Annotated in this window: 15 protein-coding genes; 10 read left to right on the top strand and 5 right to left on the bottom strand. The window is 67.5% G+C overall.

Annotated elements, in window-relative coordinates; translation table 11 throughout:
• Positions 1-90 precede the first annotated feature (90 nt).
• The 4 genes from pcrA to AB0L70_RS15875 all read left to right on the top strand — a co-directional run bounded on the left by pcrA (position 91) and on the right by AB0L70_RS15875 (position 5,036).
• Entirely contained in the window at positions 91-2,409 is a 2,319-nt protein-coding gene (gene pcrA / locus AB0L70_RS15860; RefSeq protein ID WP_363684423.1) for a DNA helicase PcrA, read from the top strand.
• Positions 2,410-2,748: 339 nt separating this feature from the next.
• Positions 2,749-3,312, top strand: coding sequence for a hypothetical protein (locus tag AB0L70_RS15865; protein ID WP_363684425.1), 564 nt, complete (start codon positions 2,749-2,751; stop codon positions 3,310-3,312).
• Positions 3,313-3,326: 14 nt separating this feature from the next.
• A complete protein-coding gene (locus tag AB0L70_RS15870; protein ID WP_363684427.1) occupies positions 3,327-4,001 on the top strand; it encodes a TetR/AcrR family transcriptional regulator C-terminal domain-containing protein in 675 nt (224 codons plus the stop codon).
• 57 nt (positions 4,002-4,058) lie between these two features.
• Complete coding sequence (locus AB0L70_RS15875; RefSeq protein WP_363684429.1) at positions 4,059-5,036, top strand: NAD(P)-dependent alcohol dehydrogenase; 978 nt, start codon at positions 4,059-4,061, stop codon at positions 5,034-5,036.
• On the opposite strand, the gene AB0L70_RS15880 is transcribed toward AB0L70_RS15875, so the two are convergent.
• The 4 genes from AB0L70_RS15880 to AB0L70_RS15895 all read right to left on the bottom strand — a co-directional run bounded on the left by AB0L70_RS15880 (position 5,026) and on the right by AB0L70_RS15895 (position 8,860).
• Positions 5,026-6,324, bottom strand: coding sequence for a lanthionine synthetase LanC family protein (locus AB0L70_RS15880; protein ID WP_363684431.1), 1,299 nt, complete (start codon positions 6,322-6,324; stop codon positions 5,026-5,028). The genes AB0L70_RS15875 and AB0L70_RS15880 overlap by 11 nt on opposite strands.
• The gene (locus AB0L70_RS15885) at positions 6,321-6,839 is read right to left on the bottom strand and encodes a DUF6886 family protein (RefSeq protein WP_363684433.1); all 519 of its coding nucleotides are present in this window, start codon (positions 6,837-6,839) and stop codon (positions 6,321-6,323) included. The genes AB0L70_RS15880 and AB0L70_RS15885 overlap by 4 nt, the downstream gene beginning before the upstream one ends.
• Before the next feature lie 59 nt (positions 6,840-6,898).
• Positions 6,899-7,672 (bottom strand): M23 family metallopeptidase, encoded by a 774-nt coding sequence (locus AB0L70_RS15890; protein ID WP_363684435.1) that lies wholly within the window; start codon positions 7,670-7,672, stop codon positions 6,899-6,901.
• Positions 7,673-7,999: 327 nt separating this feature from the next.
• Positions 8,000-8,860: an alpha/beta fold hydrolase gene (locus tag AB0L70_RS15895; RefSeq protein WP_363684437.1), complete on the bottom strand. Its 861-nt coding sequence runs from the start codon at positions 8,858-8,860 to the stop codon at positions 8,000-8,002.
• A 135-nt stretch (positions 8,861-8,995) separates the two neighbouring features.
• Between AB0L70_RS15895 and AB0L70_RS15900 the strand changes: the two genes are divergently transcribed.
• The 5 genes from AB0L70_RS15900 (at position 8,996) to AB0L70_RS15920 (ending at position 13,275) form a co-directional block, all read left to right on the top strand.
• The gene (locus AB0L70_RS15900; RefSeq protein ID WP_363684439.1) at positions 8,996-9,415 is read left to right on the top strand and encodes a cobalamin B12-binding domain-containing protein; all 420 of its coding nucleotides are present in this window, start codon (positions 8,996-8,998) and stop codon (positions 9,413-9,415) included.
• A 358-nt stretch (positions 9,416-9,773) separates the two neighbouring features.
• A complete protein-coding gene (locus AB0L70_RS15905) occupies positions 9,774-11,096 on the top strand; it encodes an ABC transporter substrate-binding protein (RefSeq protein ID WP_363684441.1) in 1,323 nt (440 codons plus the stop codon).
• A 99-nt stretch (positions 11,097-11,195) separates the two neighbouring features.
• Positions 11,196-12,257 (top strand): sugar ABC transporter permease, encoded by a 1,062-nt coding sequence (locus tag AB0L70_RS15910; RefSeq protein WP_363684444.1) that lies wholly within the window; start codon positions 11,196-11,198, stop codon positions 12,255-12,257.
• The gene (locus AB0L70_RS15915; protein WP_363684446.1) at positions 12,257-13,111 is read left to right on the top strand and encodes a carbohydrate ABC transporter permease; all 855 of its coding nucleotides are present in this window, start codon (positions 12,257-12,259) and stop codon (positions 13,109-13,111) included. The genes AB0L70_RS15910 and AB0L70_RS15915 overlap by 1 nt, the downstream gene beginning before the upstream one ends.
• Complete coding sequence (locus tag AB0L70_RS15920) at positions 13,108-13,275, top strand: hypothetical protein (RefSeq protein WP_363684448.1); 168 nt, start codon at positions 13,108-13,110, stop codon at positions 13,273-13,275. Before AB0L70_RS15915 ends, AB0L70_RS15920 begins: the two co-directional genes overlap by 4 nt.
• A gap of 50 nt (positions 13,276-13,325) precedes the next feature.
• On the opposite strand, the gene AB0L70_RS15925 is transcribed toward AB0L70_RS15920, so the two are convergent.
• The gene (locus AB0L70_RS15925) at positions 13,326-14,966 is read right to left on the bottom strand and encodes a glycoside hydrolase family 13 protein (RefSeq protein ID WP_363684450.1); all 1,641 of its coding nucleotides are present in this window, start codon (positions 14,964-14,966) and stop codon (positions 13,326-13,328) included.
• Between the two features lie 189 nt (positions 14,967-15,155).
• Here AB0L70_RS15925 and sucC point away from each other — a divergent pair, with 189 nt between their 5' ends.
• Positions 15,156-16,328: an ADP-forming succinate--CoA ligase subunit beta gene (gene sucC / locus AB0L70_RS15930; RefSeq protein ID WP_363684452.1), complete on the top strand. Its 1,173-nt coding sequence runs from the start codon at positions 15,156-15,158 to the stop codon at positions 16,326-16,328.
• The last annotated feature ends 12 nt before the right edge of the window (positions 16,329-16,340 follow it).

The raw sequence follows: 16,340 nt of genomic DNA on the forward strand, positions 1-16,340 counted from the left end.
CCCACCCACCCTAGTGCCCCGACCTCTGCCGACACCCGGTTCGAACCTCCGTTCGGTAACTGTCGGAGCTAGCGCCTAAGGTGTTGGGTGATGACTACGCTGTTTTCGCCTGACGAGCTCCCGGTGCCGCTGGAGGAGCCGAAGAAGCATCGGACCGACCCGGATTCGCTGCTGGAAGGGCTCAATCCACAGCAGCGCGCCGCGGTCGTGCACGCCGGCAAACCGCTGCTGGTGGTGGCCGGTGCGGGCTCCGGCAAGACCCGGGTGCTGACGCGCCGGATCGCCTATCTGCTGGCGGCCCGCGACGCGCACCCCGGCTCGATCCTCGCGATCACGTTCACCAACAAGGCCGCCGCGGAGATGCGCGAGCGGGTGGTGGACCTGGTCGGGCCGCGGGCGAAGCTGATGTGGGTCTCGACGTTCCACTCGTCCTGTGTGCGGATCCTGCGCCGCGACATCAAGCGGTTCGGGATCAGCTCGACGTTCTCGATCTACGACGACACCGACTCGCGCCGGCTGATGACGCTGGTCTGCCGCGAGCTCGACCTAGACGTGAAGCGGTACAACCCGCGCGCCGTGCTGAACTGGATCAGCACCCAGAAGAACGAGCTGATCGACCACGAGACCGCCGCGGCGAAGACCTCCAACCACCTGGAGGAGACGTACGCCGAGTGCTACCGGGTCTACCAGGAGCGGCTGGCCCAGGCGAACGCACTGGACTTCGACGACCTGCTGATGACCACGGTCAACCTGCTGCAGGCCTTCCCCGAGGTCCGTGAGTACTATCGCCGCCGGTTCCGTCACGTCCTCGTCGACGAGTACCAGGACACCAACCACGCGCAGTACTCGTTGATTCGCGAGCTCTGCGGCGAGGACGCGCCGGGCGGCAACGATCCGACCGCGCCGCCGGCCGAGCTGATGGTGGTCGGTGACTCCGACCAGTCGATCTACGCGTTCCGCGGCGCGACGATCCGCAACATCCTCGCGTTCGAAGAGGATTTCGCCGGCGCCGAGACGATCCTGCTCGAGCAGAACTACCGCTCCACCCAGACCATCCTGACCGCGGCCAACGCGGTGATCAGCCGCAACGAGGGCCGGATGGCGAAGAACCTCTGGTCCGACCAGGGCCAGGGCGAGCAGATCGCGGTGTACGTCGCGGACAACGAGCACGACGAGGCCCAGTTCGTCGCCGACGAGATTGACCGGCTCGCCGACGCAGACAAGGTGAAGCCGTCGGATGTGGCGGTCTTCTACCGGACCAACGCGCAGTCCCGGGTCTTCGAAGAGGTCTTCATCCGGACCGGCCATCCGTACAAGGTGGTCGGTGGCGTCCGGTTCTACGAGCGCAAGGAGGTCCGCGACGCGCTCGCGTACCTGCGCGTGCTGGTGAACCCCGAGGACACCGTCTCGCTGCGCCGGATCATGAACGTGCCCAAGCGCGGGATCGGCGATCGGGCCGAGGCCGCGATCGAGGCGCTGGCCGCGCGGGACCGGATCTCGTTCGCCCAGGCGATGCGCCGGGCCGAGGACGCACCGGCGATGGCGTCGCGCTCGGTGAACGCCGTACAGGCCTTCATCGACATCCTCGACGAGCTGACCGCGATGGTCGACTCGGGGGCGCCGCCGGACGACATCCTCGATGTCGCGCTGCACCGCTCCGGGTATCACGAGGAGCTGTCCAAGTCGCCGGATCCGCAGGACGAGACCCGGCTGGAGAACCTGGACGAGTTCGTCTCGGTGGCCCGCGAGTTCGTCGAGGAGCGGACGGCAGCCGGTGAGCCGGCCGATCTACAGGCATTCCTGGAGCGGGTCGCGCTCGTTGCCGACGCGGACCAGATCCCGGACGCCGCGGCCGACGGTGGCGTGGTCACGCTGATGACGCTGCACACCGCGAAGGGTCTGGAGTTCCCGGTCGTGTTCCTGACCGGGATGGAGGACGGCGTCTTCCCGCACTCGCGGTCGCTGACCGACATGAAGGAGCTCGAGGAGGAGCGCCGGCTCGCGTACGTCGGCATCACCCGGGCCCGGCAGCGACTCGCGCTCTCCCGCGCCGCGGTCCGATCGGCGTACGGCGCTCCGCAGCACAACCCGCCCTCCCGATTCTTGGAGGAGCTCCCGGCGGAGCTACTCGACTGGCGCCGGGACGAGTCCGCGATCACCCGCTGGTCCGGGACCGGGACCACCCGCGGCAGCGGGATCTCCAGCCGGTACGAGCCGCCTCGCAAGACCGCCTCGGACAAGCCGGTGATCAGCCTGAACCCAGGCGATCGCGTCGTGCACGACAGCTTCGGGATGGGCACAGTCGTGGTGGTCCGCGGAGAAGGCCAGCAGGCCCAGGCCGACATAGATTTCGGATCCGAAGGCGTCAAGCGACTGCTGTTGCGTTACGCACCTGTAGAAAAGATTTAGAAGAAGAAGTTGAGAGGAATCTGGCGTCAAACGGCTGCTGTTGCGGTATGCACCAGTAGAGAAGATCTGAGTTAAGGCCGTGTCTGATGGTCCCGCGGCTACTGCGCGGCACTCGGTGCGGCACCTCGGCGCACTGGAGCAAAGACCACGATGGAAGAACATCGAGGCCTTCACTCCAGCACGCCGATGCACCACACCGAGCACCTGCTCGCTACGCCGCGGAACCATCAGACACGGCCTGGCGGCATAGCTCCGTCAAGGTTTTGGACGTTTACGTTGCGTCTGAGCCGGAGATTGAGACAATCAAGGCTCTTCGCCCCTCCCGGAAGCGTTTCCCACATGCCCAAGTCGTCGGCCGGTAACAACCGCCGGATCATCCTGGCGGGGTCCAACCCTGGGCTGCGGCTGTTCGACGAGAACGGCAAGGTCACGGCGTACGCGTCGATCTGGATGGTCGACTGGTCCATCCGCGGCTCCGGTGCGGCGGTGGTGCTCTGGTTCGACGGGATCGTCCGGGTGGTCTCCGAGGACGTGGACCTGGCCTCCTGGCTGGAGCAGTACTTCGTCCGCTCGTTCCTCGAGGTGCAGGGCCTGCCGTGGCACGAGCCCGCGGTCGAGCGTGACATGGTCCAGGTCTCGATGAACCTCGCCGACGGTCTCAGCGCGAAGGCGGCCGACATCCAGATCGAGATGGGCGGCGTTCTCGACCGCCGGCTGTTCGCGACCGAGAACTTCCAGCTGGCCGAGGGGAACCACAGCCTCAGCCTGGTGATCGCCCCGGTCCGTTCGGCCACGGTCTCGATCGGCGGCGCCTCCGTCCCCGGCTTCGTCCAGGTCGACGGTTCCCCCGACCGGCCCGGCTCGTCCGCGTTCCTTACCACCGCCGAGGTCTGGCAGCGCTGACTTACGCTGTACGAATGGCGAGTCAAGCACCTGTTCCACGGACACCACTGAGCCGGGACCGGGTGCTCCGGGCAGCGGTCGAGATTGCGGACGCCGACGGTCTGCAGGCCGCGACCATGCGCCGGATCGGCGAATCCCTCGGCGCGGAAGCGATGTCGCTGTACTACCACGTCGCCAACAAGAACGATCTCCTCGACGGCCTCGTCGACGTACTGATGGACGAGATCACCGAAGCCGTCGATGGCGACCGACCGGCTGATGACTGGAAGCAGGCGCTGCGGCAACGGATCCTGTCCGCACGGCAGGTGATGCTGCGGCACCGGTGGGCTCCCGGCCTGCTGGAGGGCCGTACGTCGATGCGCCCGGCAGTGGTCCTGTACCACGACCAGTTGGTCGGCCTGATGCGCTCCGGCGGCTTCTCGTACGACCTCGCGCACCACGCCCTGCACGCGCTCGGCAGCCGAGCCCTCGGGTTCTCCCAGGAACTGTTCGACCCGTCTGCCGGAGCGGGAGAGGTCTCCGACCGGATGCTCGCCGAGCTGGCCAGCCAGGTCCCGAACCTGGCCGGCATGCTGGCCGAGATCGCCCACGACGACCCGGAATCGACCATCGGCTGGTGTGACGACCAGGCCGAGTTCGAGTTCGCCCTCGACCTGATCCTGGACGGTCTCGAGCGCCTGAACTCTTGACGGATTCTTACGGCGTAAGGCAGCCTTACGCTGTAAGAACCCGAGGAGGGGTGGGCCATGAAGGCGATCGTCCAGGACCACTACGGATCACCCGACGCACTGCGCTTCGCCGACGTCGACAAGCCCACGCCGGGGGACACCGAGGTGCTGGTGCGCGTCCGCGCGGCCTCGGTCAACGCCCGGGACTGGCACGTCCTGCGCGGCGACCCATACATCGCCCGCCCATCCGCCGACCTCGGCTTACGCCGCCCCAACGTCCCCATCAGCGGCACCGACTTCGCGGGCACCGTCGAGGCGGTCGGCCCTGCGGTGAAAGGGCTACAGCTCGGCGACGAGGTGTACGGCGAGGCCCCCAGAGCCTTCGCCGAGTACGTCGCTGTCCCGGCGAACCGGGTCGACTCGAAGCCGGCCAACCTCACCTACGAGCAAGCGGCGGCGATCCCGCTAGCTGCGAACACCGCCCTGATCGGTGTCCGGGACGCGGCCAATCTGCAACCGGGCCAGCACATCCTGATCAACGGAGCGGCCGGCGGTGTCGGCACCTTCGCTGTCCAGATCGCCAAAGCGCGAGGCGCCGAGGTGACTGGCGTGTGCAGCACCAAGAACGTCGAACTCGTCGACTCGATCGGCGCCGACCACGTCATCGACTACACCAGCACCGACTTCAGCCACACCGGCCCGTACGACGTAGTCCTCGACCTGGTCGGCAATCGCTCACTGGCAGCGTTGCGTCGGGCAACGACCAGGCGCGGGATCCTACTGCTGTCCGGCGGCGGGCTGTTCACGGGTGGAAGTTTCTTCGGCCCACTCGGACTGATGATCAGGGGAAAGCTGATCGCACCGTTCGTTGCCCAAAGCATCGGTCTCTTCAATGCCGTTACCAGCAAGGCGAATCTGGTGACCCTGCGCGAGCTCGCCGAAGCCGGCCGACTCACCCCGGTCATCGACCGGACCTATCCACTCGCAGCCGCAGCTGACGCGATCCGCTACCTCGAGACCGGGCACGCCCGGGGCAAGGTCGTCATCACCGTCTGAGCGCCCACCAGTTGTCCATCCGCTCGACCGCGGTCTGGTCCCCGCCGAGCATCCGCTCGAGCCGGAACAGGTACGCCGCGATCCCGGCCGCACCCTGCATCCAGCCGATGCCGGGTGGCAGCAGGGGATCCTCGTTGCGGTGCTCGATGAATCGCCAGTAGGCATCGTCGCCGTCACGATGAACGCGGTCGAGCAGGGTGTCGCCGAGGTGGACGGCGAACTCCAGGTCCTGCTTGTCGCCGTCGCGGAGCCACGCATCCAGGAACGCGTCGCCGGCTCCCGCCGTACCGCAGCAGCGTCCGTCGTTGTCCCAGAAGCCTGGATAGAGGCGTCCGGGGATCCCGGAGTACCGGACGCCGTCGAGGCAGCGCCGGCGCCAGGTGGTCGGCGAATCACCGGCGACCAGGTCGACTCCGGCGTACTCGAGCGCGCTGAAGAGCAACGCCGTACCGGCGCCGCCGTGGCACCAGTTGTAGGTGTACTCGTCGCCGTGGCGTTCCGCCCACGGGATCACCCGCGCGACGCGGAAACCCTTGTCGTCGTTGATGCCGAGGCTGACCAGATGCTCGGCGCCGCGCTGGGCCGCGGTGACGAGCTCGGGTCGCTGTAGCTCGACTCCGGCGATTGCCAGTAGGGCGGCGATTCCGGCCAGTCCATGCGAGAAGTTGGGCATCTCGGTGGGTGGGTCGACCAGGAATCGCCGCGGGATGAACAGCCAGTTCAGGCCGTTCGGCGTCTCCTCCTGTTCGGCGAGCAGGAGGTCAGCAGCGCGGTCGGCCAGCGGCCGGGCATCCTCACCATGGCGCAGTAGCCACAGCGCACCCATCAGGGCGCCGGCGGTCCCCAGGGTCGCGTCGTTGCACACCGCGCCCGGGTAGTACTTCTCCTCGGACTCCAGGAAGTTCTCGTGCCAGCCCGCGTCGATGGCGATGCCGAGCGCGCGGTCGACCGCGGCGGCCGAGCCGGTCTCGCCGAGGGCGGTGAGTACACCGATCGAGCTGACCAACCCGTCGAAGAAGGTGATCGAATTGTCGGTGGGGACGGCAGCGCGGATCCGGTCGGCCATCGATGTGGCGAGGTGTTGCTCGTCGGCTGTCCACGGGCGGCTCAGCTTGATCTCGGCCAGAGTGTGGGCGAGACCGCCGATGCCGCTGTGCATGCCGTTCAGGTACTCGGTGGGCTTCTCACCACCGGCCGCCTCCGGGATCCAGGGGCCGCTCTCGTCCCACTGCGCCTGCCGGAGCACCCAACGCCACGCCGCTTCGCCAATCTCGCCGTACGACCTCATGGGCGGGCGTTCCGCATCCGGATACCGCTCCACTCGAGGGTGCTGGTGACGACCTCGGACCAGAAGTCGTGCAATCGCGAGAGGACGCGGAGCTGGATGCCGGCCTCGTCGTGCAGGTCGAACAGGTTGCTGACGCGTTCCGGGGGACCGAGTGGCCGGACCTCGGTGGTCGCGACGACGGCGGCGTCGAGCTCGGTGAAAGGCTCGGCGGGGAGACGGTAGGCATACAGCTCGACGGATCGGATCGCATCGAGCCAGCCGTACTCGACGGCGTGTACGCGGGTGCCGGAGCCGGCGCCGATGATGCGGTCGCGGTCGCCCGGGGTGGTCTTGGGGCCGACCCACGCCATCGCGCGGGGGCACTGCCGGGGGAACCAGTAGTCGGGGGCGCGGTCGTGGCCGACGGCCCACACATAAGGGGTGGCCTCTCGCGTCGTCCTGGCGACGTGGGGCCGGAAGAGCTCGATGGTCGGGTCTTCGGAGAAGTGCAGGACCTCACCTGCTGCCGGACGCATGCGCCGCAGCTTAGCCGCGGGCGACCGATCGGTGCCCGGGGATTTACCGCCGTCGGTGTCTAGCCGGCGGTGTAAGGGTCGAGGCCGCAGTGGTTGCGGAGCCACGGATCGGGGTCGATCGGATCGCCACCGTCCGGCCGGACCTCGAAGTGCATGTGCGGGCCGGTGGTGTTGCCGGTCATCCCGACCGCTCCGACCTGGTCACCGGCGTACACGGTCTCGCCGACCGACACGCTGAACTTCGACATGTGGTTGTACCAGGTGACGGTGCCGTCCTCGTGCCGGACCTGGACCTGACGGCCGTAGGGGCCGGCCCAGTCGGCGAAGATCACCACGCCCTTCATCACCGAGCTGACCCGGGTGCCGATCGGGGCGGCGAAGTCCAGGCCGGTGTGGTTGTGGGCCCAGCGGCCGCCGCCCTGACCGAAGGTCGCGGTGATGTGGTAGCCGGTCAGCATGATCTGGCAGCGGGTCGCGGACTCGCGGGCCTTCGCCTCGGCCGCGTCGGCCTTGGCCTTCGCGAGGGCGAGTGCGCTCGCGCGCTTGTTGGTGAGTTGCTGGGTGACGCTGAGCTTGGCGGCCCGGGCCTTCGCCAGCTGGGCGGCCGCGGCCTGCTTCTTGGTGGTGTCCGTGGCGGCCAGCTGGACCCGGGAGGAGTCACGGGTGGCGAGCTGGCGGGCCTGAATCCGTGCGGTGGTGATACCGGAGAGCTGCTCTCCGCTGGACAGGCTGAGCGCGGCGAGGTTGACCGCGGAGTTCGCCTGCGTCGGAGACGCGAGCGAGCTGTGGCTGAAGCCGACAGCGCCCGCCGCCGCGGCCAGAGCCGCGGTCAAACCGACGATCTGCGTACCACTTGGTGTATTACGCCTGGCAACACGATGCTTGGCACTGTGACGTCCTGCGCCGGGTTTGCGCGCAGTGTTGCCGGGCGTGACGCGGTCGCCCGCGGCACGGTGCTGGGACACAACGTGGCCTTTCGGTCACAGGGGAGGGGCAGTCCACCCTTCCGAGGGATTTATTCCCCCGTCGGGCTCATGCACCATAACGGATGGGTCACGAGGGTACAAACCCTGCCACCCCCTTTTGCCCGCCACCTTCACGAAACTTTTGCATGAGCGGCTGCACGTGCATCCGCTCCGAGTGGCCGAATCCCTTCCCTGTCAGGCAGATTCCGGCTTGCTCACCGGTTCGTCCAGGTGAGCCAGTACGCCGGTGATCTGGTGTACGACCTCGCCGTGGAACGGCAGCGACAGGTGGCCCACGCCGCGGACCCGCACGTTGCTGGCGGCCAGATCGGGGTGCTGGATCCGGGCTCGTCGCTGCGGCACGATCAACTGGTCGACATCGCTGTAGAAGGCAACGAATCGCGTCCGGCACCCGGGCGCCGGTTCGGACAGCTCGTTCATCAGGTCGCTCTCCGGCCGCACCTGCTTGACCAGGGGCCACGGCAACAATCGGGCCGCGGCCGTGCCCTGATGCGGAGTGCCGAGCGTGACGCAGGTGTGGACGCGCTCATGACCGCCGAGCCGCTGGATGTAGTACCGGGCGATCAGTCCGCCGAGGCTGTGCCCGATCACATGGATCTGGTCCGACCCCGACGCCTCGCAGATCGCCTCGATCTCGCGGCCCATCCGTTCGGCGGTACGGCGTACGTCCAGCGTCAGCGGCGAGTACGAGAACGTGTGGATGCTGCTGAACCCGCGGCGCAGCAGTTGCCGGCGCATCAGCGTGAAGACCGTGTGGTTGTCGATGATCCCGTGGGCGAGCAGGATCGGCGTACCGGCGGCTCGGACGTTGCTGACCAGGAGGCTGCGCTGGGCCGGGGTGAGTCCGGTCAGCGTGAGCCGTTCGATCCGGGAGCCGGATCCGCCGAGCAGTCCGAGTGGATACATGGCGAGGTGGGTCGTCAGCCAGCCGAGCTCGACGGCCGCCCCTTGCAGTACGCGCGGATCCAGCGCGGACCGGGCGCCGTACCTCAGTCCGTCCAGCGCACCGCGTACCTCGTCTTGCCAGGAACTCATGGGCGACACCTCCCGGCGAACCAGACCCCCCGAATGGTCCGATCTCTTCTACGGTAACCGGTTCCCATCCTGGGTGTGGGGGAACACACGCGTCCGTGTCTTATCCGTGAGGTAAGGACCGGTTAGCCTGCGGACATGCCTGCTACGAGTCCTCTGCGCGTCGTCGTCGCCAAGCCTGGCCTGGACGGCCACGACCGCGGCGCGAAGGTCGTCGCCCGGGCCCTCCGGGACGCCGGTATGGAGGTCATCTACACCGGTCTGCACCAGACCCCGGAGCAGATCGTCGAGACCGCCATCGCCGAGGACGCCGACGCGATCGGCCTGTCGGTGCTGTCCGGGGCGCACATGACGCTGTTCAAGCGGGTGCGCGAGTTGCTGGCCGAGCGGGACGCCGAGGACATCGTGGTGTTCGGCGGCGGCATCATCCCGGACGCGGATCTGCAGCCGCTGGCCGAGCTCGGCGTTCACAAGATCTTCACTCCGGGCGCCACCACCACCGAGATCGTCGAGTGGGTTCGCGGCCACGTCGGCGACGCGTCGGCCTCGACGGCCTGAAGCAGTTGTCTCAAACGACTGTCTGAATCTTCTACCGGAGTCTCGGATCCGCTCCGGAGCGTGATGACGACTGCCCGGAGTCGTTCTGAACAGTCACGGCCCGTTTAGTTGGGTTACTTCTCGGTAATACCGAATCGTTAAGAAATACCTGGTTGTGCGGGCTTCCGAATCGCGGTCGCATACAGCCATGCGGCTGTCCGTTCCAGAGACCGTCGAGTGGCAACGTGTGTGTGGCTCAGAGCACATCGGCCTCTCTCTCGGTTACTGTCCGGACAGGGCGGATCGCAGTGCGGTGGGGAACTGTGACCCCGCTGACGCAGGACCAAGCGACGTCCCATCGGGAGAGGGCAGGTAAACGATGAGGTTTGAACGATCACACACACGCAAGGCGGCGTTCGTTGCCGTCGCAAGCAGCCTGGTGCTGCTCGCATCCGCGTGTGGCGGTGACGACGGAAGCAGTGGCGACGGGGGCGGCTCGACAGCCGGCGCGCTGGAGGGCCGGGGGCCGATCACTCTTGCCAGTGGCAAGGACACGTCCGGAAACCTCCAGAACCAGCTCAACGCCTGGAACGCTTCCCACCCGAACGAGAAGGTGGAGCTCAAGGAGCTGCCGGAGGACGCGGACGCGCAGCGGCAGCAGATGGTGCAGAACGCGACGGCGAAGTCCGACGCGTACAGCGTGCTGGTGATGGACGTGGTCTGGACGTCGGAGTTCGCGGCGAACCAGTGGATCACCCAGATCCCGGAGGACAAGGTCCCCGACCTGGGCAAGCTGCTCAAGCCGACCGTCGAGACCGCGAAGTACCGCGACAAGCTGTACGGCGTGCCGATCACCTCTGACGGTGGTCTGCTCTACTACCGCAAGGACCTGCTGACGGCGGCCGGGATCACCGACCCGCCGAAGACGTGGGCCGACCTGACCGCCGCTTGCCAGAAGGTCTCCGCACTGCCGGCCGGCAAGGGCATCGGCTGCTACGCCGGTCAGTTCGAGAAGTACGAGGGTCTGACCGTCAACTTCTCCGAGGCGGTCAACTCGGCCGGCGGCAAGATCGTCGGCGACGACGGCAAGCCCAACGTCGACACCCCGGAGGCGCTGGCCGGCCTCGAGGAGCTGACCAACGGCTTCAAGACCGGCGCCATCCCGAAGGCCGCGATCACCTACAAGGAAGAGGAGAGCCGGCGCGCGTTCCAGGACGGCAAGCTGCTGTTCCTGCGCAACTGGCCGTACGTGTACGCGAAGGCCGCGGCGACTGACGGAACCTCGAAGGTGGCCGGCAAGTTCGGCGTCGCACCGCTGCCGGGTAAGGACGGCACCGGCGTCTCGTCGCTGGGTGGTCACGACTACGCGATCGCCTCGTCGGCGAAGAACAAGGCGACTGCGATCGACTTCATCAACTTCATGGCGAGCGAAGAGCGCCAGAAGGCGAACATCGAGAAGACGTCGCAGGCTCCGACCTGGGCCTCGCTGTACGACGACCCGGGACTGAACAAGCAGTTCCCGTACCTGGCGCCGCTGAAGGCGTCGATCGGGTCCGCGCAGCCGCGGCCGAAGGTGGTCAAGTACGGCGACGTGACGGCTGCGATCCAGCAGGCCGCGTACGACGCACTGAGTGCGAAGACTCCACCGAAGCAGGCGCTTTCCGACTTGCAGACCAAGCTGCAATCGCTCATCACGCAATGACCGATGTGCCGGGGCCGGTGCGCGGTGAGGAGTTGACCGCGTACCGGCCCCGGCCAGTCCCTGCCCGGGTCCGCCCGGGAAAGCGTTAAGGAGGCGCAGGTGACTGCAACCGCGCCGGTCGCAGAACGGCCGGCCAAGGAACCGAAGCAACCGAAGCGCCAGCAGCGCTTCAACGAGGGCACCGGCCGGCTGGCCGCGACGCTGCTCTCCCCGACGATGCTCGTCCTCGCGCTCGTCGTGCTGTTCCCCATCATCTCGGCGTTGCGTGAGTCGCTGTTCACCAGTGGCGACAAGCTCGACGCGAACGGCTTCATCGTCAAGGGCACGACGTTCGTCGGGCTGGACAACTACGCGGCCATCTTCAAGGGCGACACCGGCCACCGGTTCTGGAACGCGTTCTACAACACGACGTTCTTCACCGTGATCTGTGTCGTGCTGGAGACCATCCTCGGTGTCGCGATGGCACTGATCATGCACAAGGCCTTCAAGGGCCGCGGCATCGTCCGGGCCAGCATCCTGGTGCCGTGGGCGATCCCGACCGTGATCTCGGCGCTGCTGTGGAAGTGGATCTTCCAGGCCGACGGCATCGCCAACACCCTGATCGGCACCCAGGTGCTGTGGTCCACCGAGGGCTGGCAGTCCAAGGCGTCGGTGATCCTGGCCGACACCTGGAAGACGGCACCGTTCATCGGCCTGCTCGTACTCGCAGGACTACAGACCATTCCGGCCGAGGTGTACGAGGCGGCGAAGGTCGACGGCGCCAGTGTGTGGAAGACGTTCACCCGGATCACCCTGCCGTTGGTGAAGCCGGCGCTGCTGGTGGCAGTGCTGTTCCGGATCCTCGACACACTGCGGATCTTCGACCTGCCGTTCGTCCTCGTCGGCGCGCACAAGGACTCGGTCGAGTCGTTGTCGATGCTGGCGTACGACGAAGCGTTCAACACCAGATATGGACCGGCGGCCGCCTATGCGACGGTGTTGTTCGTCTACGTCGCCGTGGTCGCCTACGCGTTCGTGAAGCTCCTCGGAGCTGACGTGATCGGTGAGGCCAGGGTCAAGAAGCCCGGCGGTGGCGGCGGCAAGCGCTGGCGCAAGAAGCAAGCTGTCCAGGGTTCGGGCGCCGGTGTCGGTGCTGTCGCTTCGGGTGGAGGTGCACTGTAATGGCTGCCGTAGCACCTCAGCCGGCCGAGGCCGGCCCGCTGCGCCGGTGGGCGCCGCTGATCGGTGTCGCGCTGATCGTGATCTACTGCCTGGCCCCGTTCTACTGGATGGTGGTGTCGGCGTTCCGCCGGCCGGCCGACCAGTTCTCGAACAAGGTCATCCCGGCGCCGTTCTCGTTCCAGAACTTCAGGGACGTGTTCAGCGGCTCCAACGGCTTCGGCCGGGGCCTGCTGAACAGCCTGATCGTGGCCGGGTCGGTGACGATCCTGACGCTGGTGATCGGCATGATCGCGGCGTACACGCTGGCCCGGCTGGAGTTCAAGGGCAAGAACATCGTGCTGGCGATCATCATCACCACGTCGATGTTCCCCGGCATCTCGCTGGTCGTGCCGCTGCTGAAGCTGTTCGTCGACATCAAGTGGATCAACACCTACCAGGCGATGATCGTGCCCAGCCTGTCGTTCGCACTGCCGCTGGCGGTGTGGAACCTGACCGCGTTCTTCCGGCAGATGCCGCAGGAACTCGAGCAGGCGGCGATGGTGGACGGCTGCACCCCGGCGCAGGCGTTCCGCAAGATCATCATCCCGTTGGCCGCACCCGGTGTGTTCACGACCGCGATCATCACCTTCATCGCGGCCTGGAACGAGTTCCTGATCGCACTGAGCATGACCAACAAGAAGTCGATCCAGACGGCGAACGTGATCATCTCGCAGTTCACCGGTACGACGGGACGGGACCAACCGTTCGGCAGCCAGATGGCCGCCGGTGTGGTGGTGACGATCCCGCTGGTGATCGCCGTACTGCTGTTCCAGCGCCGTATCGTCGCCGGCCTCACGGCAGGTGGCGTGAAGTGAGCTGGTTCCGCCGCCGCGCGGAAGAGCGGGACCGCCGGGACTGGGACGACCGGGACCGGCGGGATCGAGAAGACCGGGACCGCCGCGATCGTGAGGATCGGGATCGGCGGGACCGGGAGGACCAGGACCGCCGGGACCGCGAGGATCGCTTGCGGTACCGCTAGTACCAAGCAGAGGGCCGGAACCATCAAGGTTCCGGCCCTCTGCTGTTGGGTCAGACCTGCAGCCAGGCAGTCGCGTCGGTGGGGAGCTGGTTGTCGCTGAGCGGTTCGCTCGCGAGCAGGACCTCGGAGTGGGCCGGGAGCTCAACCGGGGTGTCGGACAGGTTCACGACGCAGCGGAAGCCGGGGTCTCGGGTGAAGGAGAGGACACCGGCCGGTACGCCGTCGTCCCAGCTGAGCCGACCTTCGCCGAGGGCCGCGTGGTCGCGGCGGATGTGCAGGGCCGCCTTGTAGAGGTTCAGGTGGCTGTCGGCCACAGGTGCCTGTGCCTCGGCGGTGAGCTCGGACCAGTTGGCCGGCTGCGGGAGCCAGGGCTGACCGGTGCCAGGGCCGAAGCCGAAGGGCGGCGTGGTGCCGGACCACGGGATCGGGACGCGGCAGCCGTCGCGGCCGCGGACGGTGTGGCCGGACCGTTCCCAGGTCGGATCGTCCAGCACGTCCTCGGGCAGGTCCTCGACCTCGGGCAGCCCCAACTCGTCGCCCTGGTAGACGTACGCGCCACCAGGCAGCGCGAGCTCCAGCAACGCGGCCGCCCGGGCACGCCGACGGCCGAGCTCGAGATCGGTGGGTACGACGCCCGCACCCTCCAACGCATCCCGCTGGTCCCGGCCGTACCGGGTGCGGTGCCGGATCGTGTCGTGGTTGCTCAGTACCCACGTCGCCGGTGCCCCGACCGCCCACAGGTTCTCCGTGGTGTGGTCGATGACCTCACGCAACTCCTTCGCGTCCCACGCACACCGCAGTACGTCGAAGTTGAAGGCGGACTGCAGTTCGTTCGATCGCACGTACTGCGCGAGCCGCTCGGCCGGTGACAACCACGCCTCCGCGACGAAGACCCGGGCGCCTTGCGGTGTATCGGCGTACGAATCGGCGATCGCCCGCCAGCGCTGGTGGATCGTATGCACACCGGGCTGGTCGTAGAACGGGTTGCCGACGTACTTCTCCCGCGTCGGCTCACCGTCCTGCAGCGGTACGTCGGGCAACGTCGCGTCCTTGGCCATCGAGTCGGCCACGTCGATCCGGAAGCCGTCGATGCCGCGGTCGAACCAGAACCGCAGGATCGAGTCGAACTCCTCGATCACCTTCGGGTTGTCCCAGTTCCAGTCCGGCTGGGAGATGTCGAACAGGTGCAGGTACCACTGGCCGTCGTCGATCTGCTGCCAGGCACCGCCACCGAACGCGGCCGGCCAGTTGGTCGGCGGGAGGCCGCCGTCCTTCCCGTCGCGGAACCAGAACAGGTCGCGCTCCGGCGAGCCCTTGCCCGCGGCCAGCGCGGCCTTGAACCACGGGTGTTCCCAGGAACAGTGGTTCGGCACCAGGTCGATCAGGATCCGCAGGCCCAGCGCGTGTGCCTCGGCGATCAGCGCGTCCGCGTCGGCCAGTGTGCCGAACTCCGGGTTGATGTCGCGGTAGTCGGACACGTCGTACCCGCCGTCGAGCAGCGGGGACGGGTACCACGGGCTGATCCAGAGCGCGTCGACGCCGAGGTCGGCGAGGTAGGGCAGCCGGGCCCGGATGCCGTTCACGTCGCCGGTGCCGTCACCCGTGGCGTCGGCGAAGGATCGCGGGTACACCTGGTAGACGACGGCGCTACGCCACCAGTCGTCAGCTGGTCTGGTTACTGGATCGCTCATGCGTCCTAGCGTTGCATGGGCAGGGGAAGTTGCTGTGACGGTCGTCTCAGCGTGTACCCCGGCTGTTGCCGCGGCCGCCGAGGTGGCTAGTCTCAGGCCGACGGAACGCGCCGGCGACCGTGCCCTCTTCCCGGGTCCAGCCCGCCTGCCGCGGCCTACTCGAACAGGTGCGAGAGAGGGACCACAGTCGTGGACTTGATGGAATACCAGGCGAAGACGGTCTTCGCCAAGCACGGAGTACGGACGACCGTAGGTGAGGTCGTCAGGACTCCGGAAGAAGCCCGCGCGGCGGCCGAGAAGATCGGTGGCCGGGTGGTCGTGAAGGCCCAGGTCAAGACCGGCGGTCGCGGTAAGGCCGGCGGGGTCAAGCTGGCGAGCAGCCCGGACGAGGCCGAGGAGAGGGCCCGCGAGATCCTCGGGCTGGACATCAAGGGTCACGTCGTCAAGATCCTGAACATCGTCCCGGCCGCGGCGATCGCGGAGGAGTACTACTTCTCCTTCCTGGTCGACCGGGCCAACCGCAACTACCTCTGCATCGCGTCGGCCGCCGGCGGCATGGAGATCGAGGAGGTCGCGCACACCAACCCGGACGCGGTCGCCCAGATCTCGATCGACCCGGCCACCGGTGTGGACGAGGCGAAGGCGCGTGAGATCGCCGAGGCCGCGAAGTACCCGGCCGACGTGATCGACGCCGTCGTACCCGAGATCGTCAAGCTGTACGACGTCTTCCTGAGCGAGGACGCGTCGCTGGTCGAGGTGAACCCGCTGGTCAAGCTCGAGGACGGCAACGTCGAGGCGCTCGACGGCAAGGTCACGCTGGACGAGAACGCGGACTTCCGGCACCCGGACCACGCCGAGTTCGAGGACGTCTCGGCGGCCGACCCGCTGGAGGCGGCGGCCAAGGCCAAGGGCCTGAACTACGTGAAGCTGGACGGCTCGGTCGGGATCATCGGCAACGGTGCCGGACTGGTCATGTCCACGCTCGACGTCGTGGCCTACGCCGGCGAGGAGTTCGGTGGCCAGAAGCCGGCCAACTTCCTCGACATCGGTGGTGGCGCCTCGGCCGAGGTGATGGCGAACGGGCTGGAGATCATCATCTCCGACCCGCAGGTGGAGAGCGTGTTCGTCAACGTCTTCGGTGGCATCACCGCCTGTGACGCGGTCGCGAACGGCATCGTGCAGGCGTTCGAGCTGCTCGCGAGCCGGGGCGAGGCCGTGACCAAGCCGCTGGTCGTCCGGCTGGACGGCAACAACGCCGAGGAGGGCCGCCGGATCCTCGACGAGGCCGGCCTGGCCGGTCTGGAGCGGGTCGACACGATGGACGGCGCCGCCAAGCGCGCCGCCGAGCTGGCTGCGAAGTAAGGGATCGCCGAA

The organism is Kribbella sp. NPDC051952 (genome assembly GCF_040680855.1).
Taxonomy (GTDB): domain Bacteria; phylum Actinomycetota; class Actinomycetes; order Propionibacteriales; family Kribbellaceae; genus Kribbella.

Bases quoted from the DNA above. Each gene is read 5' to 3' on its own strand.
- pcrA (WP_363684423.1), top strand. From the start codon at position 91: ATGACTACGCTGTTTTCGCCTGACGAGCTCCCGGTGCCGCTGGAGGAG.
- AB0L70_RS15865 (WP_363684425.1), top strand. From the start codon at position 2,749: ATGCCCAAGTCGTCGGCCGGTAACAACCGCCGGATCATCCTGGCGGGG.
- AB0L70_RS15870 (WP_363684427.1), top strand. From the start codon at position 3,327: ATGGCGAGTCAAGCACCTGTTCCACGGACACCACTGAGCCGGGACCGG.
- AB0L70_RS15875 (WP_363684429.1), top strand. From the start codon at position 4,059: ATGAAGGCGATCGTCCAGGACCACTACGGATCACCCGACGCACTGCGC.
- AB0L70_RS15880 (WP_363684431.1), bottom strand. From the start codon at position 6,324: ATGAGGTCGTACGGCGAGATTGGCGAAGCGGCGTGGCGTTGGGTGCTC.
- AB0L70_RS15885 (WP_363684433.1), bottom strand. From the start codon at position 6,839: ATGCGTCCGGCAGCAGGTGAGGTCCTGCACTTCTCCGAAGACCCGACC.
- AB0L70_RS15895 (WP_363684437.1), bottom strand. From the start codon at position 8,860: ATGAGTTCCTGGCAAGACGAGGTACGCGGTGCGCTGGACGGACTGAGG.
- AB0L70_RS15900 (WP_363684439.1), top strand. From the start codon at position 8,996: ATGCCTGCTACGAGTCCTCTGCGCGTCGTCGTCGCCAAGCCTGGCCTG.
- AB0L70_RS15905 (WP_363684441.1), top strand. From the start codon at position 9,774: ATGAGGTTTGAACGATCACACACACGCAAGGCGGCGTTCGTTGCCGTC.
- AB0L70_RS15915 (WP_363684446.1), top strand. From the start codon at position 12,257: ATGGCTGCCGTAGCACCTCAGCCGGCCGAGGCCGGCCCGCTGCGCCGG.
- AB0L70_RS15925 (WP_363684450.1), bottom strand. From the start codon at position 14,966: ATGAGCGATCCAGTAACCAGACCAGCTGACGACTGGTGGCGTAGCGCC.